The sequence below is a fragment of the Pleomorphomonas sp. NRK KF1 genome (genome assembly GCF_023721755.1).
Classification (GTDB): domain Bacteria; phylum Pseudomonadota; class Alphaproteobacteria; order Rhizobiales; family Pleomorphomonadaceae; genus Pleomorphomonas.
Genome location: NZ_JAMDLH010000004.1, coordinates 253,132 through 277,111, shown reverse-complemented (window position 1 = coordinate 277,111; position 23,980 = coordinate 253,132). Strand labels below are relative to the sequence as shown.

26 protein-coding genes are annotated in these 23,980 nt (G+C 66.4%); 17 read left to right on the top strand and 9 right to left on the bottom strand.

From position 1 onward, the window contains the following. Nucleotides 1-582: 582 nt before the first annotated feature. Together M4J39_RS12715 and M4J39_RS12710 are read right to left on the bottom strand one after the other, a co-directional pair. Nucleotides 583-2,874, bottom strand: coding sequence for an EAL domain-containing protein (locus M4J39_RS12715; RefSeq protein WP_251728366.1), 2,292 nt, complete (start codon nt 2,872-2,874; stop codon nt 583-585). A gap of 317 nt (nt 2,875-3,191) precedes the next feature. Then, nucleotides 3,192-3,401 (bottom strand): hypothetical protein, encoded by a 210-nt coding sequence (locus tag M4J39_RS12710; RefSeq protein WP_251728364.1) that lies wholly within the window; start codon nt 3,399-3,401, stop codon nt 3,192-3,194. Nucleotides 3,402-3,574: 173 nt separating this feature from the next. On the opposite strand from M4J39_RS12710, the gene M4J39_RS12705 reads away from it, so the two are divergent. From M4J39_RS12705 to rhuM, 7 genes are all read left to right on the top strand, one after another. After that, nucleotides 3,575-4,165, top strand: a complete 591-nt coding sequence (locus M4J39_RS12705; RefSeq protein WP_251728363.1) for a LysE family translocator — start codon at nt 3,575-3,577, stop codon at nt 4,163-4,165. 793 nt (nt 4,166-4,958) lie between these two features. Continuing rightward, nucleotides 4,959-5,486, top strand: coding sequence for an SH3 domain-containing protein (locus tag M4J39_RS12700; protein ID WP_251728361.1), 528 nt, complete (start codon nt 4,959-4,961; stop codon nt 5,484-5,486). 1 nt (nt 5,487) lies between these two features. Next, entirely contained in the window at nt 5,488-6,087 is a 600-nt protein-coding gene (locus M4J39_RS12695) for a cation transporter (RefSeq protein WP_251728359.1), read from the top strand. Nucleotides 6,088-6,647: 560 nt separating this feature from the next. After that, nucleotides 6,648-7,355 (top strand): hypothetical protein, encoded by a 708-nt coding sequence (locus M4J39_RS12690; protein ID WP_251728357.1) that lies wholly within the window; start codon nt 6,648-6,650, stop codon nt 7,353-7,355. Between the two features lie 118 nt (nt 7,356-7,473). Then, on the top strand, nt 7,474-7,851 hold the full coding sequence (locus M4J39_RS12685) for a DUF134 domain-containing protein (RefSeq protein WP_251728355.1): 378 nt from the start codon (nt 7,474-7,476) through the stop codon (nt 7,849-7,851). Continuing rightward, entirely contained in the window at nt 7,848-8,234 is a 387-nt protein-coding gene (locus tag M4J39_RS12680; RefSeq protein ID WP_251728354.1) for a NifB/NifX family molybdenum-iron cluster-binding protein, read from the top strand. Before M4J39_RS12685 ends, M4J39_RS12680 begins: the two co-directional genes overlap by 4 nt. Nucleotides 8,235-8,734: 500 nt before the next feature. Next, nucleotides 8,735-9,667, top strand: a complete 933-nt coding sequence (gene rhuM, locus M4J39_RS12675; RefSeq protein ID WP_251728352.1) for a RhuM family protein — start codon at nt 8,735-8,737, stop codon at nt 9,665-9,667. Between the two features lie 80 nt (nt 9,668-9,747). Here rhuM and M4J39_RS12670 read toward each other — a convergent pair whose 3' ends face one another. After that, nucleotides 9,748-10,470: a type 1 glutamine amidotransferase gene (locus M4J39_RS12670; RefSeq protein ID WP_251728350.1), complete on the bottom strand. Its 723-nt coding sequence runs from the start codon at nt 10,468-10,470 to the stop codon at nt 9,748-9,750. Nucleotides 10,471-10,729: 259 nt separating this feature from the next. Between M4J39_RS12670 and M4J39_RS12665 the strand changes: the two genes are divergently transcribed. The 4 genes from M4J39_RS12665 (at nt 10,730) to M4J39_RS12655 (ending at nt 12,467) form a co-directional block, all read left to right on the top strand. Next, nucleotides 10,730-11,632 (top strand): DUF4405 domain-containing protein, encoded by a 903-nt coding sequence (locus tag M4J39_RS12665; RefSeq protein WP_251728348.1) that lies wholly within the window; start codon nt 10,730-10,732, stop codon nt 11,630-11,632. Between the two features lie 113 nt (nt 11,633-11,745). Next, the gene (locus M4J39_RS22925) at nt 11,746-11,871 is read left to right on the top strand and encodes a hypothetical protein (protein WP_256469743.1); all 126 of its coding nucleotides are present in this window, start codon (nt 11,746-11,748) and stop codon (nt 11,869-11,871) included. Nucleotides 11,872-11,931: 60 nt separating this feature from the next. Further along, entirely contained in the window at nt 11,932-12,168 is a 237-nt protein-coding gene (locus M4J39_RS12660) for a type II toxin-antitoxin system CcdA family antitoxin (protein ID WP_251728347.1), read from the top strand. Continuing rightward, nucleotides 12,168-12,467, top strand: a complete 300-nt coding sequence (locus M4J39_RS12655; protein WP_251728345.1) for a CcdB family protein — start codon at nt 12,168-12,170, stop codon at nt 12,465-12,467. The genes M4J39_RS12660 and M4J39_RS12655 overlap by 1 nt, the downstream gene beginning before the upstream one ends. 35 nt (nt 12,468-12,502) lie before the next feature. Here the strand turns inward: M4J39_RS12655 and M4J39_RS12650 are convergent, their stop codons facing one another. The 4 genes from M4J39_RS12650 to M4J39_RS12635 form a co-directional block, all read right to left on the bottom strand. Beyond that, a complete protein-coding gene (locus M4J39_RS12650; protein WP_251728343.1) occupies nt 12,503-13,255 on the bottom strand; it encodes a helix-turn-helix domain-containing protein in 753 nt (250 codons plus the stop codon). Between the two features lie 21 nt (nt 13,256-13,276). Beyond that, nucleotides 13,277-13,651 carry a cupin domain-containing protein gene (locus tag M4J39_RS12645; RefSeq protein ID WP_251728336.1) on the bottom strand — a complete coding sequence of 125 codons (375 nt, stop codon included), beginning with the start codon at nt 13,649-13,651 and terminating at the stop codon, nt 13,277-13,279. Between the two features lie 120 nt (nt 13,652-13,771). After that, nucleotides 13,772-15,037: a type II toxin-antitoxin system HipA family toxin gene (locus tag M4J39_RS12640; protein ID WP_251728334.1), complete on the bottom strand. Its 1,266-nt coding sequence runs from the start codon at nt 15,035-15,037 to the stop codon at nt 13,772-13,774. Continuing rightward, on the bottom strand, nt 15,034-15,264 hold the full coding sequence (locus tag M4J39_RS12635; RefSeq protein WP_251728333.1) for a helix-turn-helix transcriptional regulator: 231 nt from the start codon (nt 15,262-15,264) through the stop codon (nt 15,034-15,036). The genes M4J39_RS12640 and M4J39_RS12635 overlap by 4 nt, the downstream gene beginning before the upstream one ends. Before the next feature lie 331 nt (nt 15,265-15,595). Here M4J39_RS12635 and M4J39_RS12630 point away from each other — a divergent pair, with 331 nt between their 5' ends. Then, nucleotides 15,596-15,754 (top strand): DUF3309 family protein, encoded by a 159-nt coding sequence (locus M4J39_RS12630; RefSeq protein WP_251728331.1) that lies wholly within the window; start codon nt 15,596-15,598, stop codon nt 15,752-15,754. Between the two features lie 113 nt (nt 15,755-15,867). Here the strand turns inward: M4J39_RS12630 and M4J39_RS12625 are convergent, their stop codons facing one another. Both M4J39_RS12625 and M4J39_RS12620 read right to left on the bottom strand, forming a co-directional pair. Next, nucleotides 15,868-16,185 (bottom strand): type II toxin-antitoxin system RelE/ParE family toxin, encoded by a 318-nt coding sequence (locus M4J39_RS12625; RefSeq protein WP_251728329.1) that lies wholly within the window; start codon nt 16,183-16,185, stop codon nt 15,868-15,870. Then, nucleotides 16,175-16,456, bottom strand: a complete 282-nt coding sequence (locus M4J39_RS12620; RefSeq protein WP_251728327.1) for a type II toxin-antitoxin system ParD family antitoxin — start codon at nt 16,454-16,456, stop codon at nt 16,175-16,177. The genes M4J39_RS12625 and M4J39_RS12620 overlap by 11 nt, the downstream gene beginning before the upstream one ends. Before the next feature lie 323 nt (nt 16,457-16,779). On the opposite strand from M4J39_RS12620, the gene M4J39_RS12615 reads away from it, so the two are divergent. The 5 genes from M4J39_RS12615 (at nt 16,780) to hsdR (ending at nt 23,952) form a co-directional block, all read left to right on the top strand. Beyond that, nucleotides 16,780-17,382, top strand: coding sequence for a hypothetical protein (locus M4J39_RS12615; protein ID WP_251728325.1), 603 nt, complete (start codon nt 16,780-16,782; stop codon nt 17,380-17,382). Further along, on the top strand, nt 17,379-19,475 hold the full coding sequence (locus M4J39_RS12610) for a hypothetical protein (protein WP_251728323.1): 2,097 nt from the start codon (nt 17,379-17,381) through the stop codon (nt 19,473-19,475). Before M4J39_RS12615 ends, M4J39_RS12610 begins: the two co-directional genes overlap by 4 nt. Next, complete coding sequence (locus M4J39_RS12605) at nt 19,465-19,932, top strand: hypothetical protein (protein WP_251728321.1); 468 nt, start codon at nt 19,465-19,467, stop codon at nt 19,930-19,932. Before M4J39_RS12610 ends, M4J39_RS12605 begins: the two co-directional genes overlap by 11 nt. Continuing rightward, a complete protein-coding gene (locus tag M4J39_RS12600) occupies nt 19,925-20,452 on the top strand; it encodes a hypothetical protein (protein ID WP_251728319.1) in 528 nt (175 codons plus the stop codon). The genes M4J39_RS12605 and M4J39_RS12600 overlap by 8 nt, the downstream gene beginning before the upstream one ends. Nucleotides 20,453-20,544: 92 nt before the next feature. Then, entirely contained in the window at nt 20,545-23,952 is a 3,408-nt protein-coding gene (gene hsdR, locus M4J39_RS12595) for a type I restriction-modification system endonuclease (RefSeq protein ID WP_251728317.1), read from the top strand. The last annotated feature ends 28 nt before the right edge of the window (nt 23,953-23,980 follow it).

Here is a 23,980-nt window from a genome sequence, read left to right as displayed (position 1 = left end):
ATTCGTGATGCGATGGGCGGGTGGGTAGGCCACAAGAGGCGCCCGGGGCAAATTCCCGGGCAAGCTTGACAAGCTCCACCCGGAAGGCGACGACAACATCGCCAAATTATTGAGATTGCGTAATCTCGCACCTGCGTGCCCGGGAATTTGCCCCGGGGTACCCGCATGAGATACTATCTAATTGTTTTATATCAATTAACTGTCATCCTGGCGAAGGCCAGGACCCAGGACGAGATGGCGCTTCGGCCCATATCAGGCTCCAAAAGGCGAGGGCGCCCTATAGATCCCGCTCGCCCTTTTCTGCCCGAGGTCCTCGCCTGCGCAAGGATGACAATTTATATATAGGATACAAGCGGATAGCGGGGCGCATATACTTGCGAGCGGTGTGTTCCGCGTCGTGACGGTGACGCCGTGTGGGAGCCCAGCGAGCGCCTATCCCACTGCTCCCCTCTATATAAAGCTGTCATCCTTGCGCAGGCCGCTTGAGTTCGCGCGCGAGCTCAAGGTGTACCTCAGGCCGGAAGGGGCGCGACGCCGATATAGATCTCGCCGACGCCCATACCGCGCTTCCCTCTCCAGCCCTCACCCCGCTTCGACGCGCCTTTCGCCGGCGAGGGCCAGCGCCTTTGCCTGGTCGGGCATCAGGGGGCGGCCGAGGAGGTAGCCTTGGAGGTGGGTGCAGCCGCCGTTGCCGAGGATCTCGGCCTGTTCCTCGGTTTCGATGCCTTCGGCGGTGCATTGCAGGCCGAGGGTGGAGGCGAGCGCCAGGATGGCCTGGATGATCGCCTGGCTGGACGACTTGTCGGCGACGCCTTCGACGAAATAGCGGTCGACCTTGATGCGGTCGATCTGGAAGTCGATCAGGTAGCGCAGCGAGGAATAGCCGGTGCCGAAGTCGTCGAGCGCGATGTTGACGCGCGCGTCGCGAAGGTTGCTCAGAACCGCCTCGACCCCGCTTTCCATCTGGAGCAGCGTCGACTCGGTGATCTCCAGCTCCAGCCGCTCGCTCGGCAGGCCAGAGAGCCGGAGCGCCCGGCGAACCTGCGCCTCGATGGCGCCGGCGCGGAACTGCACCGGCGACAGGTTGATCGAGACGAACAGCGGCGCCGGCCAGGTCATGGCCTCGGCGCAGGCCTTCTCCAGAACCCAGGCGCCCAGGCGGTTGATGAGGCCGGTCTCCTCGGCGACGGGGATGAACTCGTCGGGCGGCACCGCGCCGCGCGTCGGATGCCGCCAGCGCAACAGGGCCTCGAAGCCGGCGAGGCGGCGGCCGGCCGCTTCGTAGATCGGCTGGTAGACGAGGTAGAACTGCCCGAGCTCCCAGGCTTCGTCGAGGTCGGCCTGCAGCTCGCGGCGCGTTTCCATGGCGCTCGCCAGTTCGGCCGAGAAGACGCGGATGAGGCCGCGGCCGTCCGCCTTGGCCTTGAACAGGGCGAGGTCGGCGTTCTTCAGGAGGGCGCCGAGGTCGCGCCCGTCGCGCGGGCAGAGCGAGATGCCGATGGAGCTGGAGATGGTGAGGTGATGGCCCTCGATCTCGAACGGCTCCCCGATGGCGGAGACGATGATGTCGGCGATCCTGAGGGCGTTGATCTCGTCCATCACGCCCATGCAGATGATGGCGAACTCGTCGCCGCCGAGGCGGGCGATGCGGTCGGTGGGACCGAGATGTTCGACCAGCCGCCCGGCGACGGCCGCCAGCAGCTTGTCACCGATGTCATGGCCCAGCGTGTCGTTGATGGTCTTGAAATAGTCGAGGTCGGCGAAATAGAGCGCGTAGGGCGAGACGCCGTCGTCCCTGTCGAGCCGTTCCAGCCACTCGACGAAGCACAGCCGGTTGGCGAGGCCGGTCATCACGTCGGTGCGCGCCTGACGATACTGCAGGGCGGCCTGCCTGCGATCGCGCCGCAACTGGCGGATCCACAGCGCCGTGACGATCAGGATCACCGCCGAGATCACGAAGGCGGTGACCACCAGCGGAATGACCGTGCGGCGGATTTCGTCGTTGACGGTCCGGGCCGCCACGCTGACGACGACCGACGCCGGATAGCTGGCGAGCCGGCGGACGGAGGCGTAGCGCTCGTCATCGCCGAGGATGCCGGCCGGAACGAGCCCGCCGGCGGCGGGCAGGGCGAACAGCGCGTTGGCATCGTGCCTCGGCGGATTGGCTTCCGCGTCCATGTCCAGTACGAGCGCCGGCGACTGGGCCATGACGGTGCCGTCGTCGAGGATGAAGGCGATGAGGCTGCCCTTGCCGACGTCGACGCGCGCCAGGCGGCTGGCGAAGTAGCCCTGGTCGGAAGCGGCGTTGACGACGCCGAGGAAGTCGCCGTCGGCGCTGGTGAGGCGACGGGTGAGCACCAGGTTGGGACGGCCGGCGATACGCCCGAAGAGCGGTGGGCTCAGATAGGTCGGAGGCCCGGTCAGGTTCTGCATCGCCTTGAAGTAGGGCCGGTCGCCGAAGTTGAAGTTGGGCATGGGCCAGGTCCGGGTGGACGCCAGGACACGCCCGGTTTCGTCGACCACCGCGAGCGCGTCCAGGAAGGCGAGGCCGGACTTGCGCGCGCGCAGCATCTCGTTGGCCGGCCGGGTCGTGGTTTTGGCGATCAGGGAGAGCTGATCGTCGACGCCACTGGATTTGAGATGGTCCGCCACGCCGACGAGCACCAGATCCATGGCCTGGAAGGCGTAGTTGATCTCGTCGGACATCACGTCGGCGATGTTCGCCTGGATCCTGAGCTGCTTCTCGATCGTCCTGACGCTCAGTTGCGCGGCGGCCGACAGCGTCGCCACGGCGATGAACAGGATCAAAAACGCATCGATAATCAATATGATGATTTCAAGAGGCGAGACCGCCGAATGGGGCGCGTCCCTCATCTTTTCGATTTCGCGAAGCAATTTCGGCCTGCCATTTCCGCGTGACGAGCGTCTATTCTACCCCAGATAGATTACCAATAGTGGAAGCTTTGCAGTGAACGCCAGCTTACTCCGATGACGCAGATTCAATATTGAGTCTGTTGGACTATACTAAAATCCATACCGAAGGAAAGTCTGCGGCGGATCTGGCGAAATGGACAATTGTGCCTAAGCGTGCCCGGCGAGCGGGGCTCGCCAGTATGCTTCATCTCATTGATTTCATGTATGTTTCTGCCCTTTTGGGCGGGCGGCGGGGCGCTCGGCCCCGCGCGTCTCGGCTACTGCACGACGCTGCCGGTGTGGGCGCTCTGGCTGGCCGCGATGGGGAAGCCGGCCCTCTTCAGCTCGGCGCGCGCTTCCTGGCTCGCCATGGACAGCAGGTAGGCGACGAAGGGCAGATCGCAACGCTGGGCCTGCTGCGCCATCTGCTCGGACAGGGCGGCGATGTGGTGGAGCGTTTCCACCGGGGTCCTTGCAAGATTTGTCATGGCCGATCTCCTCTCAGCCCGGAGGCGGCGACACGCCGCCTCCAACCCAACACGAACCTCCGGCAGCCGTCGAAGGTTCCCCCGATCCAGCAAACGTGATCGGCGGGACAGGAAGGCGGCCGCGTTGACGAGGGGCCGGGGATCGGTAGACTCGCCCTGCGATCGGAGGTTCCATGGACGCCGCGCCGCTCTATCTTCTGACCTCGCTCGCCCTGGTCGGCAGCCCCGGACCCAACACCATGAGCCTTGCCGCCATCGGCGGCGCCTTCGGTGCGCGCCGGGGCGTTCCCTACATGATCGGGCTCGATCTCGGCATGGTGGCGGTGGTGGCGCTGGTGGGCTCGGGCCTGTGGGCGGCGATCCTGTCGTTCCCCGGCATCGCGCCGGTGGTGACGGTGGCGGCCAGCGCCTACCTCGTCTACCTCGCCTTCCGGATCGCCACGGCGCCGCCGATCTCCCGCATGGAAGCGCCGGGGCGGGCGCCCGGCGTGCTGCCGGGGGTGCTGCTGTCGCTGACCAACCCCAAGGCTTACGTGTCGGTGGCGGCGGTGGTGTCGCGCTTCACGCTGCTGCCGGGCCGGTCGGTGGCCGACGAGCTCCTGAAGGGCGGCCTGTTCCTGGCGCTGGTGGTGATCGTCAACGTGCTGTGGCTGGCGGCGGGATCGCTCCTCGCCCGCGCGGTGACCAACCCGAGGGTGAGGCGATGGGTGAACGTGACGTTCGCGGCGGTGCTGGTGCTATCGGTGGCGGCGGCGTTTCTTTGAGGGGAGCGTTATATCGGTGTTGCGCCCCGTTCTGCCCGAGGTCCTGCGCCTAAAGCGCAGGATGACAGTTAATTGGTATAAAACAAATAGATAGAGCGTTGTGTATGGGTCTGGGCGGGCGTGCCCTCTATTGGGGGGCAATGCGCCGAGTGGGTCGGCGCGCGGCCTATCCAACTGGTCCCTCTATATAAATCGTCATCCTGCGCGCAGGCCGCTTGCATTCGCGTGCGAATGCAAGGTGGACCTCGGGCCGGAAGGGGCAAAGGGTTGGTATAGCACTCCCGCCTCCATCAGGCTGTCCTCCTCTGCGAAGGCAGAGGATCTCGGGCAGGAAGGGGCGCCGAGGGATGTATCGGCGGGCTGGCGAGAGTGGGAGCATGATATCGGCGGCTTGCTCCACCGTCCTGAGGTCCTCTGCCTTCGCAGAGGAGGACAGGAAAGGGATAGGGAACGGGTGCCTGGCATGTGTCCGCTTGCCCTCGCCCTTCGGCCTTTCCACGCTTCGAGGTGAAACTCCCGCTCCCATCAACCTGTCCTCCTCTCTCGCAGGCAGAGGACCTCGGCCCGGAAGGGGCTGTGAGGGATGTATGGGGTGGAGGTGTTGCATCGGGCCTTTGCGTGGTAGAGCATGCGTCGGGTCGTTCCAGACACAGGACGGTTGCCAATGTGTTGGAGCGGCCTTTGAAAAAGCGCCCGCCGGCCAAGTTGAATGGTCGCCGAGCGCATGCTCCGGCGTCATTGGCTGGAGCCCCCGCGCGCCCTGTCGCTTGACCATGGAGTTGCCCGAGGAGTCATGAGCCGGATCTCTAGAGTTCTCTGCGTCGCGGCCTGCGTTGCGGCTTGCGTGGCGCTCGTCGCCATGCTGTTGCCGGGAGCCGCGTCGGCCAACATACGCGGGCCGTCGGGGCTGCCGCTGCCGCGCTTCGTCAGCGTCAAGTCGAGCAAGGTCAACGTGCGACATGGCCCCGGCACCGACTATGCCGTGAAGTGGAGCTTCGTGCGGCGCGGCCTGCCGGTGGAGATCTATCAGGAGTACGGCAACTGGCGGCGCATTCGCGACTGGACCGGGGAGGACGGCTGGATTTTCGGGCCGCTGCTGTCGGGCCGGAGAACGGCGCTGGTGGAGCCATGGTCGGGCGGCGAGGCGGCGCGGCTCAGAAAGCGCCCCGACGGACCGGTGGCGGCGGTGCTGGAGCCCGGCGTCATCGTCCGGCTGCGCGAATGCGACGGCCGGTGGTGCGAGGTGGCGACCTCGAAGGTGTCCGGTTTCGTCAAGCAGGACCGGCTGTGGGGCGTCTACCCCGGCGAGCGGTTCAAGTGACGTGACGGGGGCGGCTCATAGCCTGCTTCAGGGGCCGCTCCGGCGGGTGGCGCTGCTCGTGGCGCTTCTCAACCTTGGCTATTTCGGGGTGGAGTTCGCGGTGGCGCTGGCCATCGGATCGGTGTCGCTGTTCGCCGACAGCGTCGACTTCCTCGAAGACACGGCGATCAACCTCCTGATCGTGCTGGCGCTCGGCTGGTCGGCGCCGGCCCGGGCGCGGGTGGGCATGGCGCTGGCCGCGATCATCCTGGTGCCCGGCCTCGCAACGCTGTGGACCGCCTGGCAGAAATTCATGGAGCCGGTGGCGCCGGAACCGCTGGCGCTGTCGCTGACCGGGCTCGGGGCGCTTGCCGTCAACCTTGCTTGCGCGCTGCTGCTCGCCCGCGTGCGCCACCACGGCGGCAGCCTCGGCAAGGCGGCGTTCCTGTCGGCCCGCAACGACGCGCTCGCCAACGTGGCGATTATCGCCGCCGGCCTCATCACCGCCTTCCTGTGGCAAACCACCTGGCCCGACCTGATCGTCGGCCTCGCCATCGCGGCGATCAACGCCGACGCGGCGAAGGAGGTGTGGGAGGCGCGGGAAGAGGGGAAGGCGGGGTGAAAGGGGGAAAGGTGGGGGAGACCCATATGGGCGTCGTCGCCTTCTCGTCCTGAGGTCCTGGCCTTCGCCAGGATGACAATTGATTGATATAAAACAGATATTTATGCGGCTTGTGGCTCGCCCGGCCGACTTGTCGCCCGCTGCCATCACGCTGTCCTCCTCGGTGAAAGCCGAGGATCTCGGGCCGGTCGGGCGAGAGGCCGATATCGTGCGCCACCCATCAGGACGGCGAAGGGCAGACGGCTTCCCGGATGGCTGCGAGCCTGTCGTTAGCCATGTTTCCCTAGAGCCCGTCCGGCGAACTCTGGTTCGCCAACAGGCTCTAGCTCTTTGTTTTTGAAGCAACTCCGGACGCAAAACCGGTTCCCACTTTTGCTGGAGTGGCTCTAGGTCCGCAGGACTGCGATTGCCGGGGCCATGAGGCCTGAATAGATTGCCACCTCAGGCTGCTGACGCGGTTTGGCTCGCCTTTGTCATAGGGAGTGACGCCTGAACCGGGATGTCTCTTCAGCGGCGATTCGAGGGGCGCCCGGTGGGCAGGGCTGGAGGACGTTCGGGACATGTACGATTACGAGATGTGGCGATGGCTTTTCGCGGCCTGCCTGACGGGCTTTGTCGGCGGTTACATCGCGATCCTGACCAATCGCAATCCCTGGATTTGGGGCGTGGTCTGCTTCTTTACTTCGGGGCTGGGCATCATCGTGCTGATGATCCTCGGCAAGGCGCCGGAGCCGAAGCCGCTCCCCCGCGCGGCCTGGGAGATCAACCTCGACGCCGCGCCGGCGCCCGTCCCCGTGCGCCCCGAGCGCGCCTGGTGGGACCACCTCAAGGAGATCGACGCCGACGTTCGGGAGGCGGCCACTGAGGTGGCCCAGCTGTCGGACGACTATGAGGACGTGCTGGCCGACCAGTTCGTTTCGCCGGCCGACAAGAAGGACTATCTCCGCTCGCTGGTCGAGGCGCTCAAGGCGCAGCATGCCGCGCTTCTCGAACAACAGGCCGGCGAGAACGAGGCGGAGCTGCCGTCGATGCAGGCCAAGCGGAAGCTGGCGCTGGAAAAACGGGTCGACCGCTCCCGGGCGATGATGGCGGAGATCACGGCCAACGGCATGGTCTGCCGGCAGACCGGCAAGAAGGTGGCCATGATGCAGCTCTATGCCGGCCGCCAGATCGACGATCACGGCTATGCCTACCTCCGCTACGAGGACGGCACGGCCGAGCTCCGTTCCGGGGACTATTTCACGCTGGCGCCGAGCGACGGGCCGTAGCCTCGGCCCCGACGGGCGGCTTTCCCGTTTCCCTTCTTGTGAGTATACGTGCATAACCGACTGTCGCGCCGGCGATCGGCGGCGCATATTATGGGTGTATTCCCAAAACGGAGTCCGGATGGCGAGACCGCAGAAGCCCCGCACCGTCAGCGACGACTTGCCTGCCAGCTATTTCAAGCCCCAGGGCATTCCGATGGTCTCGCTCAGCGAGATCGTGCTGACGCTGGACGGACACGAGGCGTTGCGCCTCGTCGACGTCGAGGGGCTGGACCAGCAGGAAGCGGCGCTGAGGATGAACGTGTCGCGGTCGACGCTGTCGCGCATCCTCGGCGAGGCGCGGCGGGTGACGGCCACCGCCATCACGCGCGGGCTGGCCTTGCGCATCGAGGGCGGCAGCGTGACGCGGCCCAAGGATGGCGGCTGCGGACACAGGCCGAAGGACAGCTTCGTCGAAGGGGATACGCCTGCGAAACTGAAGGACGAAGACCGATCATGACCCTGCTTGCCGTTCCCTCCGACGCCCCCGGCGGCTTCGACGCCGACATTTCCGGCCACTTCGGCCACTGCGACGCCTTCTCGCTGTTCCGCATCGACAATGGCGCGGTGGTGGAATCGGCCGTGCTGCCGGCCCTGCCGCACGACAACTGCCTGGCGCCGGTGCGCCAGCTGGCCGAACGCGGCGTCACCGCCATCGTCGCCTACGGCATGGGCGCGCGGCCGCTCTCGGGCTTCCTCGCCTCGGGCATCCAGCCGTTCTACGCCGGCGAGTGCCGCAAGGTGGGCGAAGTGGTGGACGCCTTCGTGAACCAGCAACTCCCCGCCTTCAGTGACGACCACACCTGCGCGCATCATGCGGAGGGTGAAGACTGCCACCACTGAAAAAGCCGGCCTGAAATTCTACTGGGGTGCCACACCCCAGCGAATTTTGAGGCCGGCTTTGGGAGCGAGCTGGAGGGGAGGGTGATACGGGCCGCCGCGCCTTCTCGTCCTGAGGTCCTGGCCTGCGCCAGGATGACAGTTAATTGATATATAACAAAGAGATACACGGCGTTTCACCCGCATCTCTGGCAACCAGCAAAGCTCCCGCCCCTATCCCCCTCCCGTCATCCTGGCGCAGGCCAGGACCTCAGGACGAGAAATCGCAGCGGCTCGTATCGGGCTCCCTGAGCAGGGTGCGTGATATCGGCTTCTGTGCGCCTTGCCTGTCGCCGGCCGGTTCCACGTCGGATCATCGCCGCGCTGCGATTCGATAGCCGTGGCGGTGGTTTACAAGGGAATGGCCCTGATATGCCCACACTCGATTGGATCGGTCGCGCGGTAGCGTGCAGCACGCCGGAGGAAGGCGCCAACGGCGACCGTCAGGTCGAGAGGCTTTGACGATGGGCGATCATCCTGCCGAGTTCCTGCTCTATGTCGCCGAGGATGGGCAAACGCGCATCGACGTGCGGCTGCGGGATGACACGGTCTGGCTCAACCAGCTTCAACTGGCCGATCTCTTCCAGACGACGAAGCAGAACATCAGTCTGCACATCAAGAACCTGTTCAGGGAGGGTGAGCTGGAGCCGGGGGCAACTGTCAAGGATTACTTGACAGTTCAAACCGAGGGACGGCGGACCGTCTCCCGCGCCGTGGCCCACTACAATCTGGACATGATCATAGCCATCGGCTTTCGCGTGCGGTCGTCGCGCGGAACGCAGTTTCGGCAATGGGCCAACGCGAGGCTCGGCGAGTACATCATCAAGGGCTTCGTCATGGATGACGAACGCCTCAGCCAGGCCCGCCACGACTACTTCGACGAGCTTGTGCGCCGTATCAGGCGCATCCGCGTCTCGGAGCGGCGCTTCTACCAGAAGATCGCCGACATTTTCGCGACCAGCGTCGACTACGATCCGAAGTCGGACATCACCAAGACCTTCTTCTCTACGGTCCAGAACAAGTTCCACTACGCCATTCACGGCATGACCGTGCCTGAGGTGATCGAGGCGCGCGCCGATGCGGCGCGGCCGCTGATGGGCATGACGTCCTTCAAGGGTATCGTACCCAGAGCGGCCGACGTGACCAGCGCGCTGAACTATCTGAGCGAGGATGAGCTGGTGGCGATGGAGCGCATCGTCTCGCAATATCTCGACTTTGCCGAGGGACAGGCGGAACGGCGCATCTCTTTGTTTTATATCACTCTCCTGTCATCCTCGCGAAGGCGAGGACCTCAGGACGAGAAGGCGCGGCGGCTTGTATCGGGCTCCCTGAGCAGGGTGCGTGATATCGGCTTCGGAGCCTCTTTCTGCGTGAGATCCTCGCCTGCGCAAGGATGACAATTTATATAGAGGTTTCAGTGGGATCGGCCGGTCGCAAGCTGACTGGGCGAAGCGGATGCCTGCGATAGCAGGCGCTCCTACCGCCTCGCCCGATACGCCTCCACCAGCTTGTCGAGGAAGGTGAACAGCTTTTCGTTCATGGCGGTGTAGTCGTTGGCGCGCAGGGCGGCGGGCTGCTGGACGAAGCGGTTGGTCTTGCGGGCGGTGAGGTCGGCTTCGGAGGCGGCTATGAGGAGGTCGATCACCTCGGGGGTGAACTCCATGTGGCACTGGAAGCCGTAGGCGAGCGGGCCGTATTCGACGATCTGGCGTGGGCAGCCTTCGCTTGTGGCGATCACCACCGCGTCGGGCGTCAGGCCGGGCATGTCGGAGTGCCAGTGGCCGACTTCGAGGGTGGGGCCGAAGTGGGCGAACTTGTCGTTGGCAAGGCCGGCCGGCGTCAGCGTGATGGGGAACTTGCCGATTTCGGTTTCCGGGCTGTGCTCGCAGGGCGCGCCGAGCGCCTCGCCCATCAGCTGCGAGCCGAGGCAGACGCCGACGACGACCTTGCCGGCGGCGATCGCCCGGGCGATCAGCGCCTGCTCGGCACGGCTGTCGAAATGCGGGCAGTCCTCGACCGTGGTGGCCGGCGACTGCGGGCCGCCCATCACCGCCAGCATGTCGAAGCCGTCGACGGAGATTGGTAGCGGCTCGCCGAGATAGACGCGGGAGTAGGCCACGCTGTGGCCGCGGCTCGCCGCCCAGGTTTCATAGGCGCCGGGCGCCTCGAAGGCTTCATGGACGACGATGTGAATGCGCATGGCTCGGCTCCTTTCGGCTGGGCGGCGACCTTAGCGGAGGAAGCGGGGCGAGCGGAAGCCCCGGCGAGGGGCGACACAGTTGTAACGAAGCGTATCGCGGGCCTCGCCGTCGCGACGGCTGAATACAAAGCATCGGTATATTCGCGATTGCCAAAATAATGGTATGGGCAAACATGCCGTGGCCAGGGCGGTTGCGGCGAGAGCGGCAGCGGCCTCGTGCCGGCACTGCCCGGCGATCGGCATGGGGTTGGAGGCAACGATGAGCGAGATGACGAGCGGCCGGCAGTTCAGCTGGCGGGCCATGACTTCGATGATGACCACCGGCGGCTTCCTGATCATGGGCGTCACCGGCCTGATGCTGTTCGCAACGCCCGAGGGACGGCTCGCCTATTGGGTCGACTGGTCGCTGGGCGGCCTCACCAAGGAGGAATGGGGGGCGATCCACGTCACCTCCAGTCTGTTGTTCCTGATCGCCGGCTTCATCCACCTGTGGTTCAACTGGCGGCAGTTCGTGGCCTATCTGCGCCACCGCTTCCAGCAGAAGGTGTCGATCCGGCCCGAGGCGCCGGTGGCGACGGCGCTGCTGGCCGTGCTGGTGGCGGGAACGCTGTGGGGCGTGCCGCCCTTCACCTGGGTGCTCGACCTCAGCGCCGCCATCAAGGCCTCATGGTCGGTGGACGCCAGCCTGGAGCCGCCGTTCGGCCACGCCGAGGAAGCGACGCTGGACACCATGGCGCTGCGCACGGCTACGCCGGTGGGGGCGATCGTCGGCGCCATCCGCGAGGCCGGATATACGGTGGAGACCACGGCCGACACGCTGCGTCGGGTGGCCGACCGCAACGGTGTCAGCCCGGCCGAGATCTGGGTGGAGGTGGTGAGGCGCGTGCCCTCCGTCGTTCCGGCGCCCATCGACGCCAGCGCCGCCTGGACGCCCGAGCTGGTCGACCAGCGCTTCGAGGGCGCGGGCTTCGGCGCCAAGACGCTGGCCGAGGTGGCGACCGAGCTGGCGCTTCCGACCGACGAGGTGCTGGCGCGCCTTCAGGCGGCCGGCATCGCCGCCGCCCCCGGCGACCGGCTGAAGGCCGCCGCCGAGGACGCCAAGGCGACGCCGACGGAACTTCTGAAGGTGATCCTGGTGCCCGGCTTCAAGCTGCCGGAGTGAGGGATGGTGGCGCGCCGCTTGGAACCGGGCGGCGCGCCGGCCGTTGTCCCGTCAGCGCCCGGCGTTCTGCCGGCGTGGCTTGCAGGAGGGGCGGCGCTGCCGCCAGAGACGACATGCTGTTTTGCCGCCGCCGGAAAGAGCCCCTCTGCCGGGCCATGAAGATCGCCATCCTCTGGACCGCCGTGGCGCTGGTCGTCGCGCCGGTGGTCGGCCGGATCATCGACGAGCAGGGGAAGTAGGTTTGCGCAGGGGGCGCTTCTGTGCGCATATAGTGTGCGCATGAACCGTGAGGGCTTCCCATGTCAGCTCAACAAGCCTCTCGCAAGGCAACCAACCTGTCGCTCGACGCCGAACTCGTCCGAGAAGCGCGTGCTCATGGCGTGAACATCTCCCAAGCGGCCGAAGCCGGGGTGAGGCGGGCTGTGGCCGATGCGCGGGCCGAACAATGGCGGCGCGACAATGCCGTCGCCGTTGCCAGCTCCAACCGCTGGGTGGAAGAGAACGGTCTGCCGCTCGATCGTCATCGGCAGTTTTGATGGCTCGGTTCGACATCTTTCCCAACGCCGACGGCAAGGGCTTCCTGCTGGATGTCCAAGCCGATCTGCTCGATGGCCTCAATACCCGCGTCGTCGTGCCGCTCATTCCGATCCGGTCGGCTCCGATGCCGGCCAAGCGGCTCAACCCGGTGTTCGAGATCGAGGCTGAACCCCACGTGATGGTCACGCAGTTCATGGCGGCGGTGCCCAAGGCTTTGCTGAAGGCTCCTGTCGCCAGTCTGATCGATCATGACGTTGAGATCGCCAACGCGCTGGACATGCTGTTGGTGGGGTTCTGAAGGGCTGACGCGCCGGTGAGGAAGCTCGCTCCCCCTCAACGTCGCATCTGGCGCGCCCAGCGGCCGGGCGAGGTGCCCATCAGTTTGCGGAAGGCGCGGGTGAGGTGGCTTTGGTCGGCAAAGCCGGCGGTGGCTGCCGCCTCGGCGATGGCGACGCCGGAGAGGATCAGCCGTCGGGCAAGGCGCAGGCGGGCTTCCAGCCGGTGTTCGGCCGGCGTCAGACCAAAGGCGCGGCGATAGAGCCGGTGCAAGTGGAAGGGCGACAGGCCGGCAAGGCGGCCAAGCGCCCGGAGGTCGACATCCTCATCGAGCCGTTCGCCGGCAAGACGCCGGGCGGCGCGCAGCGGCCGGGGCATCGGGCCGGGTAGGGCCGCGCGTGGGGCGAGGCGATCGGTTTCCGCGAGGAGGGTGGCGCGAAGGCCGTTCGTGTCGGGGCGGCCTGCTTCCGCTGCTGCGAAGAGGGCGTCGAAGGCGGCGCGCCAGGCGACATCCCGAACGGCGGTCGCCTGCCAGGGCGGCAGTTTGCCCGGCGGAAGGGCGACGACGCGATGGCTGCCGCCGGCGCTGGCGGCGAAGGCGTGCGCCGTGTCGGGCGGGATGACGAAGCCGTCGCCGGGTTCAAGGCAATGCGTGCCATCGGGGAGGACGACGTGGCGCGTGCCGGCGTCGACGAGGCCGAGGATCAGCGACAGGTGGGCGTGCAGCGGCGTCGCGGCGACGGAGCCGTCCACCCGCACCGTCTCGACCGCGCCGGTACCGTCGCGCCCGTGATGAACCTCGCCCGCCACGGCTGTCCTCAGTTGATGTCGTCAGTTGATCGCCGGCGCGAACAGCGCCATCAGCGTCATACCAGCCTCGCCGGCCCGGATCGAGTGCAGGGTGGCGGGCGGGATGATCATCAGCGCCCCCGCGGCATAGTCGACCGGCTGGCCGGCGAGATCGGCGACGCCCCGGCCGGCGACGACGAAGTGCTGTTCCACCTGCCCATCGTGCCGGTGCGGCAGCATCGCGCCGCCGGGGGCGATGCGCACCATCAGCGTCGAGAAGGCGCCGCCGGTGGCCGCGCCCCGGACGAGCGGCTTCAGCTCGACGCCGGGAAAGGTGGGATGCGCCGTCCAGCCCTCGCCGGACGCACCGGGCGCGGCGCGGTTGCCCTCGGCCATTGTGTCCAGAAGCGTCTTCATGATCCTGCCTTTCGCGGGTTCGGAGGCGTGGGTGCCTCGCGGTTGACGGGGGCAGGATAGGAGGGGAGGGCGGCGACGGATTGGACGATGTTGCTGTTTTTGGGGGGGCGGCGGAGGCCGTTATCCAAGGCTCCATTGCGCAGTCTCTCCCCGATCCGTCACAAGGCGAACGAGAGCGTCGAGGCGATTGTCTTCCCCAGTCGATTGACCGAGCTCGTCGCCGACACTCCGCGCAAGAACTCTGACTTGCTCGCCGAGCTCGCCGACCCGGCGCCGCACCAGCGGCCAACCCACGCCGGCTTCCTTGGCAAACTCCCTCCAGCCGTCGGCGTTCATGTCCTGTAGCGTCGCCCTCTTGCCGAACCGCATGGCCATGTTGGGGGCGAGTTCGGGGTAGGCGATCGTCGACAGGAGATCGTAGAGCGGGGCCAGCCTCGGCCCCTCCTCACCATAGAGGATCGAGACGTTCTTTCCGTGCGCGTCGGCATTGCCGGCGATCAGGTTGAAAACGGCGGCGTCCAGCAGTTTGAGCACGTCGACGGCGGGCCGTGCCGAGACGCGCCGGACGAGATCGAAGCAGTCCTTGAACGTGGGGCCGCCTTCGCTGGCGTATTTGGTTTCCGGCGGCACGCCGAGGGCTTGGCAGAAATCTTCCTGATGCAAGCGGCGTACGATGCCGTTCGTGTCGCGACGGCGGTCATATCGCTCGACCAGGAGGAACGGGCGGCGCTCAGCGGATCTGAGTTCGACCGGCGCGACATCCAGCCCGACGGCGGCCGCCAGTCGCATCACGAAGGCTTCGTTCTCGGCCGTTCCCGGAAAGCGCGCGATTGGCGGCTTCAGAATGTGCGTGGTGGGCTGGTCGGGCAAAGGCAGCGCGACTTGCCCATTGACCAGAACGACGGGCACCTTGGATTGCGCGCCGGCCAGAGACAAGCGAAGCCCTTCCTGACCGGCCAGAAGCGGGCGCATCGGCAGGGCGTCCAGAACGCGGAGAATGCCCGCCTCGTCGAGCGGTTCGGGCTGCCGTCTGGCCAAAATGTCCGGCTCGGAAGGCACCTCGCCGGACGGCAGCAGTTGCAGTGCGCCGGCAACATCGCCGCCCAGGCGATCGAGCAGCGCGAAGTCGTTGGCGGGCGAAACTCCCAGCGCCTGCGCGGCCGCGGTCCGCTGCCCCTCTTCCGGCAGCAGGCCACCGAAGAACGGGCGGCATTCCCGCCGGCTGAACGGAGCGGCGCGCAGGGGCAGCGAGGCGGACAGGGAGCGCGGCGCGACGCCTTCCAGCCACGAGGGGGCATAGGTAAAAGCGATGTCGCCGTGCCGATCCTGCGTGAACTGGCCGACAACCTGTCCGTCCCACCAGACGTTGAGGCGTCTGTCCGTCATCGTGCCCCCTCTCCGGGCAACTGGATATCGATCGCGCAGCCAAGCGCTTGCAACACCTGCAGCACCTTTCCGATCTGCGCCGTCGGCTTGCCGGCTTCGAGGTCGACGATGAACCGCAGCCCGACGCCGGAAGCACCCGCAAGCTCGTCCTGCCGCAAGTCTTGCGCCTTGCGGGTAGCGCGGACGATGTCGCCGATCTCGGCGGGGCTGAGGATGCGTTTGCTCATGTTCTTTCCCGAGCGGGAAAATAGCCCAGAATCCTGGCGCCTGTCCAGGAAATTTTCCCGAGCGGGAAATCTACATGGATGAGGGCCGGGCGATCGTGAAAATTTCCCGATCGGGAAATCGGGTGGCATGCCGGACATTGGCTCTGAGTGCCTGCGCCACTGCTTCGGACGACACGTGGCCCTTCATATCCGCCTCTCCGCAGCCCAACGAAACGCACCGCACGGTCGTCTGCATGGAACCGGCAGGGCCTCTCCGGAATTTGGTTAGGGTGGATCGATATTTCTCGCGGGGGACATCCTCTCCGCGCCCCTTTAGCCATGGAGGCCGCACATGACACTCGGCACAATCCTGATCATCATCCTCATTCTTGTCCTGCTCGGCGCGCTGCCGACCTGGCCCTACTCCTCGCGCTGGGGCTACGGCCCGTCGGGCGGCCTTGGCCTCATCCTGCTGATCATCATCATTCTGGTGTTGATGGGCCGAATTTAGCGGCCAACCGCGTCCGTCACTCGACGGCTGGAACGAATACGCCGCCGCGATGGAGAGATCCGTCGCGGCGGTTTCTCGTTGATGCTCCGCGCCCTACGGGTCGCCGTTCTGGTTCACTCGGGCAGCAGGCTGCGCAAGTCTCTCCGACCATCAACCACGCGGACGATTTCAACTATTTCGATGGGGCCGTCGTCCGTGTCCGGTTCGGTTTCGTAGAGCAGCACAAAGGGGCTTTCGACGAGCATGCGGGCCGCCGGATGGATGTCTGGGCGCCGTGCGCCGAGGCGTGGCTGATCGGCCAGGAGCTGCGCCTTATGCTCCATCCGCGCCAGATAGCGATCGGCTGCCGATGGCTGTTCCGCGCCGATCGTCAGGTAGATGTCGATGAGATCGGCTCTGGCTTGGGGCGTCCAGACGAGTCTAGCCGGCATGACGCGAGGCGGTCTTGAGCTTGGCGCGCGCCTCTTTCCTCAGTTCGTCGAAATCGAGCGGTGCCGCCGGGCCGCTGGCCTTGCCCTCGTCCCACAGCGCCTTGAGGCGGCGGATTTCCTCGGCGCGGGCCAGCCACTTGGCTTCCCAGTCGCGCATGGCCTCGCGGACGATCTCGCTGGTGGTGGCATAGGCACCGGTGCCGACGGCTTCGCGCATCATCGCGGCCTGCTGTGCGGTCAGGGCGAGGCTCATCTTCTCGACGTTGGGCATTGTCGCCTCCTGCTCGTTGGTAGGAAAGTTTACTACCACTATCGCATCCTGCCAAGATGATCGATCGCTGGCCGGTGGAGTTGAGACCTATATCCACCTTGCGCTTCATTCTGCCCGAGGTCCTGCGCCTTCGCGCAGGATGACAGAATTATATAATTAAAACATATAGATAAATTGTCATCCTGCGCGCAGGCCGCTTGAATTCGCGCGCGAGTTCAAGGTGGACCTCAGGCAGAAGAGGGTGAGAGGCACCTATCGGACGCCCCCCGTCACCGCGCAAACCACCGCCTGCCTAGAGTGCGGCACGGTTTTCGAGGTGGTTCATGGCATCGACGGTTTCCATTTGCAATCTGGCCCTTGGCCATCTCGGCGCCGACAAGATCGACGCGCTGTCCGAGGCGAGCAGCGAGGCGCGGGCGTGCAATCGCTTTTATGGGCAGACGCTGGACGCGCTGCTGGCGGCTGGTCCCCCCTGGCGGTTCGCCCGCCATGCGACGGTGCTGGCCGAGGTGACCGGAACGGCGGCCGGGGCGGGCAGTCTCGGTCGCTGGGCGCATGCCTATGCGCTGCCGGTGGACCTGATGCGGGTGCGGGCGCTGCGGCTGCCCGACGGGCCGCTGTCGGATGACGGCGCCTATCCATACGAACTCTCCGGCGACCGGCTTCATGCCGATATCTCGCCGGCCGTGCTGCACTACATCCGCCGGATCGACGACCCCAGCAAGTTCACGCCGCTGTTCGTGGAGGCGCTGTCCTGGCACCTCGCGGCACGCCTCGCCATGCCGCTGACGCGCGACGCCGGCCAGCGGCAGGCCGCTTTCCAGATGGCCTTGCAGACGCAGGCGGCGGCCAGCGCGGCGGATGCCAACGACGAGCCCGCCGACGTCGGCTTCGTTTCCGACTACGAAAGGGTGCGCGGGGCATGACGCTGAGGGCCTATCAGCCGGCTTTCGTCGGCGGCGAGCTGTCGCCCGCCCTCTGGGCGCGGGTCGACACCAAGAACTACGCCGTCGGCCTGAAGACGGCGCTGAACCTGACCATTCAGGCCCACGGCGGGGCGCAGAACCGCGCCGGCCTGGAGTTCGTGGGCGAGGTGAAGGCGAGCGGTCACCGAACGCGGCTGATCCCCTTCCAGTTCAACGAGAGCCAGTCCTACGTGATCGAGTTCGGCGAGGGCTCGCTGCGCTTCTGGCGCAATGGCGGGCTGATCATCGCCCCGGGCGGCGGCATCTACGAGCTGGCCTCGCCCTATGTGTCCGCCGACCTCGACGAACTGGTGTTCGCCCAGGAAGCGGACGTGATGTACATCGTCCACCCGCGCCACCCGGTGAAGAAGCTGTCGCGCTATGCCGATAACAACTGGACGCTGACGGAGCCGACCTTCGCGCCGGCCATGACGGCGCCCACCACCATCGCCGCGGCGGCGCAGAGCAGCACCTCCGGCCAGACCGGCTACAAGGCGCGCACCTATCGCTACAAGGTGGCGGCGGTGAGCGAGGCCAGCGGCGAGGAGAGCCTGCCCTCGGGCGAGGCCTCCTGCGTCAACGACCTTTCCATCGACGGCGGCATCAACCGTGTCAGTTGGAGCGCGGTGACCGGCGCCAGCAAATACGTGGTCTACAAGTTCTCCAACGGCTCGTTCGGCTACATCGGCTCGACCACCGACCTGTTGCTCGACGACGAGAACATCACCGCCGACACGGCCGACGGGCCGCAGATCGGCCGCAACCCGTTCGACGGGCCGGGCAACTATCCGCGCGCCGTCACCTTCATCCAGCAGCGGCTGGCGCTGGCCTCTACCGACAGCGAGCCGCAGGCGGTCTATCTCTCGCAGACCGCCAACTACGAGAACTTCGGCTACGCCTCGCCGGCAAAGGACAGCGACGCCATCACCTTCCGCATGCGGGCGCGGCAGGTGAACATCGTCCGCTCCATGCTGGCGGCGCGCTATGGCCTGTTGCTCCTCACCTCGTCGGCCGAATGGGTGGTGACGGGCGGCTCGGCGTCGGACGCCATCACGCCCAGCGCCATCGTCATCGCCAACCAGGGCTATCGCGGCGCGGCGCCCGTGCAGCCGATCAACGTGGGCGAAACCGTGCTGTTCGCCCAGCGCTCGGGCGGGGTGATCCGCGACTTTTCCTACAGCTACGGCGACGACGCCTGGGTGGGCAAGGACCTGACCATCATGAGCCGCCACCTGTTCGAGAACCGCTCGATCAAGGCCTGGGCCTATGCGCAGGCGCCGAGCTCCATCGTCTGGGTGGTGCTGGACGACGGCTCGCTGGTGTCGCTCACCTACATGAAGGAACACGAGGTGTGGGCCTGGACGCGGCACGAGAGCGGCGCGGGGGCTGTGTTCGAGGACGTGACCACCATCGCCGAGAATGGCGAGGACGTGCCCTATTTCGTGGTGAGGCGGACCATCGGCGGCGCGACCAGGCGCTATATCGAGCGGCTGCACAGCCGCGCCTTCGACCGGGTGGAGGACGCCTTCTTCGTCGACTGCGGCCTCACCTATTCGGGGCCGCCGGTGACGCGGCTCATCGGCCTTTCCCATCTGGAGGGCTGCGAGGTGGTGGCGCTGGCCGACGGCAACGTGGTGCGCGGCCTGACGGTGGAAGCGGGCGCGGTGCGGCTGCCGGTGGCGGCGGCCAAGGTGCACGTGGGACTGCCGTATGAAGCGGTGCTCAGGACGCTGGACCTCGACTTGGGCATGGTGAACGAGCTGGGCAGCGCGCAAGGGCGGTTCAAGTCGGTGTCGCGCGTGGTGCTGAGGGTGGAGAAGACGCGCGGCATCTTCGTCGGCCCGCGCGACGAGGCGCGCGACGGCGAGCGCATCGTCGAATTCAAACAGCGCTCCACCGAGGCGTGGAACCAGGCGATCGGCCTTTACACCGGCGACATCGACATGGTGCCGCCGGCCGACTGGAACCGCGCCGGCGGCCTCTACGTCAAGCAGTTCGACCCGCTGCCCATGTCCATCCTCGCCATCATGCCGGAGGTGACGCTTGGGCGTTGACATCCAGATTGTACCGGCGCGCGGCAAGCACTGCCGGTCGATTGGCCGGCGCATGCGTGCGACCGACGTCACGGAGGTGTGGCGGGCCGGCCGGGTGGGGCCGGTCACGGCGCTCCGCCGGTCGATGCGCCAGTCCACCGCCTTCACCGTGCTGATCGATGGTCGGCCGGAGATCATGTACGGCGTCGGCGATCTCGACGTGCTCGCCGGTGTCGGCGGCGTCTTGCTGCTCGGCACCGACGCCATCACCGAGAACTGGCGCTGGTTCCTGAGGGCGACGGCCGAGGGACTGCCCGGCCTGTTTGGTCGATACGAGGTGTTGCGCAACGCCGTGGACCGCGAAAACGCCGGCTCGCTACGCTGGCTCAAATGGCTGGGCGCCACGTTTCTCATGGAGATCGACGTCCACGGCCACCCCTTCGTTCTGTTCGAGATGAGGAAGCGCCGCGATGTGTGATTTGGGAACCGCATTGATGGTCGGCGGCGGGCTGTTGAGCGGCGCCGGCCAGATCGCCAGCGCCAATGCCCAGTCGAAGGCCGCCCGCTATAACGCCGAGGTGCAGCGGCAGAACGCCATGCTGGCCGAGCGGCAGGCCAAGAACGTGCTGGATGCCGGTACGCGCGAGGAGCAGAAGCAGAAGGCCATCACGCAACAGCTTATGGCCAAGCAGCAGGCAGCGATGGCCGCCAACGGCGTCGATACGACGTTCGGCACGCCACTCGACCTGATGGTGGACACCGCCAAGCAGGGCGCCATCGACGCGCTGACCATTCGCACCAACGCCTACCGGAACTACGACGACGTGCGCAACCAGGCCGTCAGCGCCCGCAACCAGGCGGCGCTCTACGACATGGAAGCCAAGAACAGCCGCACGGCGGGGATACTGGGCGCGTTCGGGTCGATGGCGTCGAGCTTTGGCAGCGCGTATTCGAATTCCGTGAAGATGAATCCGAAGACCGGCGGCGGCGGGGGGTAATCCCGATGGATCGGGCAAGGTGCGGCTGCAATATGCGGTGGCATACCTCTTGACCGTGTGGCAGTCTGGCGACACAAAAAAGGGTGTCGCACGTGTCTGCCAATTTCGGGCATCTCAGCCGGATCAGCCCAGAGCTTCATAGACTTGGCGTATTGGCGGAGCGTTTTTTCGCCGAAGACGCCAATACGTCGCTGATCAAGAGCCGCCAGTTCGGCGAGCATATGCTGAAGGAGATCGCGGCGCTCTCCGGCGTCTACGATCCCACGGCGCGTGAGACGGCCAACGAGCTTCTGAGGCGGCTCGCCACCCAGCAGGTTTTGCCCCGCGAGGTGGCCGACGTGTTCCATGCCGTGCGCAAGAGCGGCAACGAGGCGGTGCACGGCCTGGGCGGCACGCCGGCCGAGGCGCTGTCGGCGCTGAAATTCTGCCGGGCGCTGGGCGTCTGGTATCGGCGGGCCTATGGCCGCGATCCTAATTTTCAGCCCGGCCCTTTCGTTCCACCCAGATCGTCGTCGGATATCGATCAGGCGACCCAAGCCGAGCTGGAGGATCTGCGCCGGCAGGTGCGCGAGGCGGAAGCGCGGCTCGCGGCTGCCAATGCCTCGGCTGAGGAACTCGCCAAGGCGCGCGCGGCGGCCGAGGAGCTCGCCAGGCAGGCGGCTGCCGACAATGTCGTCTGGGAGCGGACGGCGATCGAGCTGGAGGCCAACAAGACCGACCTCTCGCGTCAGCTCGCGGCCTTGCAGAAGGCGGCCGAGGCCCAGCCCCAGCAAGTTCAGAAGGAGCTTCAGCAGGCCGGCGTCAAGGCTGCCGGACGGCTTGAGCTCGACGAGCGCCAGACCCGGCGGCTGATCGACGTGCAACTGGTCGACGCCGGCTGGGAGGCCGACACCACGCTTCTTCGCCATTCCCTCGGCACGCGGCCGGAGGCGGGGCGCAACCTTGCCATCGCCGAGTGGCCGACCGACAGCGGCCACGTCGATTACGCGCTGTTCGCCGGCCTTATCTGCGTCGGCGTGATCGAGGCCAAGCGCGAGTCGGTCGATGTTCCCTCGACGCTGGTGCAAGCCGAGCGCTATGCGCGCGACATCCGTCTTGCGCCGGAAAATCTGCCGGAGGACGGACCGTGGCAGCACGGCCTCGACAAGCCGTTCCGGGTGCCCTTCGCGTTCGCCACCAACGGCCGGCCCTATGTGCGGCAATGGCTGACCAAATCGGGCATCTGGCACCGCGACGTGCGGCGGCCGACCAACCACGCCACGCCCATGACGGCTTGGTTCGCGCCGCAGGACCTTCTCGACAAGCTCAAGGTGAACGTGGACGCCGCCGCCGGCAGCCTCGCCGAGGACAGCTTCGGCAAGGGCAGGATGCGCCCCTACCAGGAAGAGGCGATCGCGGCGATCGAGGAGGCGATCGATGCCGGCCGGCGCGACATCCTGGTGTCCATGGCGACCGGTACCGGCAAGACGCGGACGGCCATCGCGCTGATGTATCGCCTGTTGAAGCACAAGCGGTTCCGCCGCATCCTGTTCCTGGTCGACCGCAAGGCGCTGGGCAAGCAGACGAGCGACGCGCTGGCGACGACGGAGATCGAGGGGCTTCTGAACTTCGCCCAGATCTACAAGGTGGCCGGCCTCGACAAGAAGCTGCCGGAGGCCGATGACCACGTGCAGGTGGCCACCGTGCAGTCGCTGATCGCCCGCATTCTCAACGAGCCGGACCCGGCCCGGCGGCCGACGCCCGGCACCTTCGACTGCATCATTGTCGATGAGGCCCATCGCGGCTACACGCTGGATGCCGAACTGAGCGAAAGCGAGGTCGGCTTCCGCAATCTCGACGACTACCAGTCGGCCTATCGGCAGATCCTCGACTATTTCGATGCGGTGAAGGTGGCGCTCACCGCCACGCCGGCGCTTCATACCCGCGAGATCTTCGGGCCGGCCATCTTCCACTACGGCTACCGCCAGGCGGTGGTGGAGGGCTACCTCATCGACCATCTGCCGCCGAAGCGCATTACCACGGCCCTGTCGGAAGCCGGCATTCATTTCAAGGGCGGCGAAGAGGTGGAGATCATCGACCGCAGGACGGGACAGATCGACCTCTTTGCGTTGCCGGACGATGTGCCGCGCGACTACGAGGTCGGCGAGTTCAACAAGAAGGTCTACTCCGAGCCCTTCAACCGCATAGTCTCAGGCGTCATCGCCAGGGAGATTCCGCCGGACAGGCCGGGCAAGACCTTGATCTTCGCGGCGCGCAACGAGCACGCCGACGACGTCGTTCGCCTGCTGATCGAGGAGCTTGAGGACGAATACGGCAAGGACGCCGTGCCCGACGGCATGGTGATGAAGATCACCGGCAAGGTCGACAATGCCGACGACCTGATCCTGAAGTTCAAGAACGACCCTTATCCGAAGTATGTCGTCACCGTGGACCTTCTGACCACCGGCATCGACGTTCCCACCATCTGCAACCTGGTGTTCGTGCGTCGGGTGAGGAGCCGCATCCTCTACGACCAGATGATCGGTCGCGCCACGCGGCTCTGCCCGGAGATCGGCAAGGAGAATTTCCGCATCTTCGACGCGGTGGACCTCTATGCCGAATTGCAGGAGATGAGCGACATGCGGCCGGTGGTGGTCAAGCCGGATATCTCGCTCGGCCAGCTGGTCGCCGACCTCGGCAAGGCCGACACCGAGGACGAGCGGACCTGGGTGGCCGGACAGGTGATCGTCCGCATGCGGTCGCTTGCCAAGCGCATGGCCGACGAGGCGCGCGAGAGCTTTGAACGCCATACCGGCGAGTCGCCCGAGAGCGCCATCGAGCGCCTTGCCAAGCGCTCCGGCGCCGAACTCCGGGCGTGGCTTACAGCCCATCCGCGTGCCGTCGAGCTGCTGGAGTGGCGGCGGCGCGGCGCGGGCGGCGGCGATGGCGTGGTGATCGCCCCGCACGAGGACGAGCTGTTGCGCATTGAGGAGGTGTTCGGCAAGAACACGACGCCGGAGGACTACATCACCGGCTTCGAGCGCTTCGTGCGCGAGAACATGAACCGCGTGCCGGCGCTGATCGCCGTGACGCAGCGGCCGCGCGACCTGACGCGCAAGCAACTGTCGGAGCTGGCCGGCCTGCTCGACGAGAAGAACTATTCGGAATCCATGCTGCGGGCGGCCTACGGCAAGGCGCGCAACGCCGACATCGCCGCGCACATCATCGGTTTCGTGCGGCAGGCGGCGCTCGGCGATCCGCTGGTGCCCTATGCGAAAAGGGTGGACGACGCCATTGCCCGGATCGAGGCCAGGGGCGTGTGGACCAAGGATCAGAAGCGATGGCTCTACCGCATCGGCCGGGCCCTGCGCGACAAGCCGGTGGCCGACCCGAGTCTGCTCGATCAGGGTGTGTTCGCCGACAAGGGCGGTTTTGGCCGCATCTCGCTGGAGTTCGACGGCAAGCTCGACGATGTGCTGCGCACCATCAACGAGACGATATGGCCGCCGTCGGCTGCCTGAGTTGACCGCCACGACCCACCCGCTACAA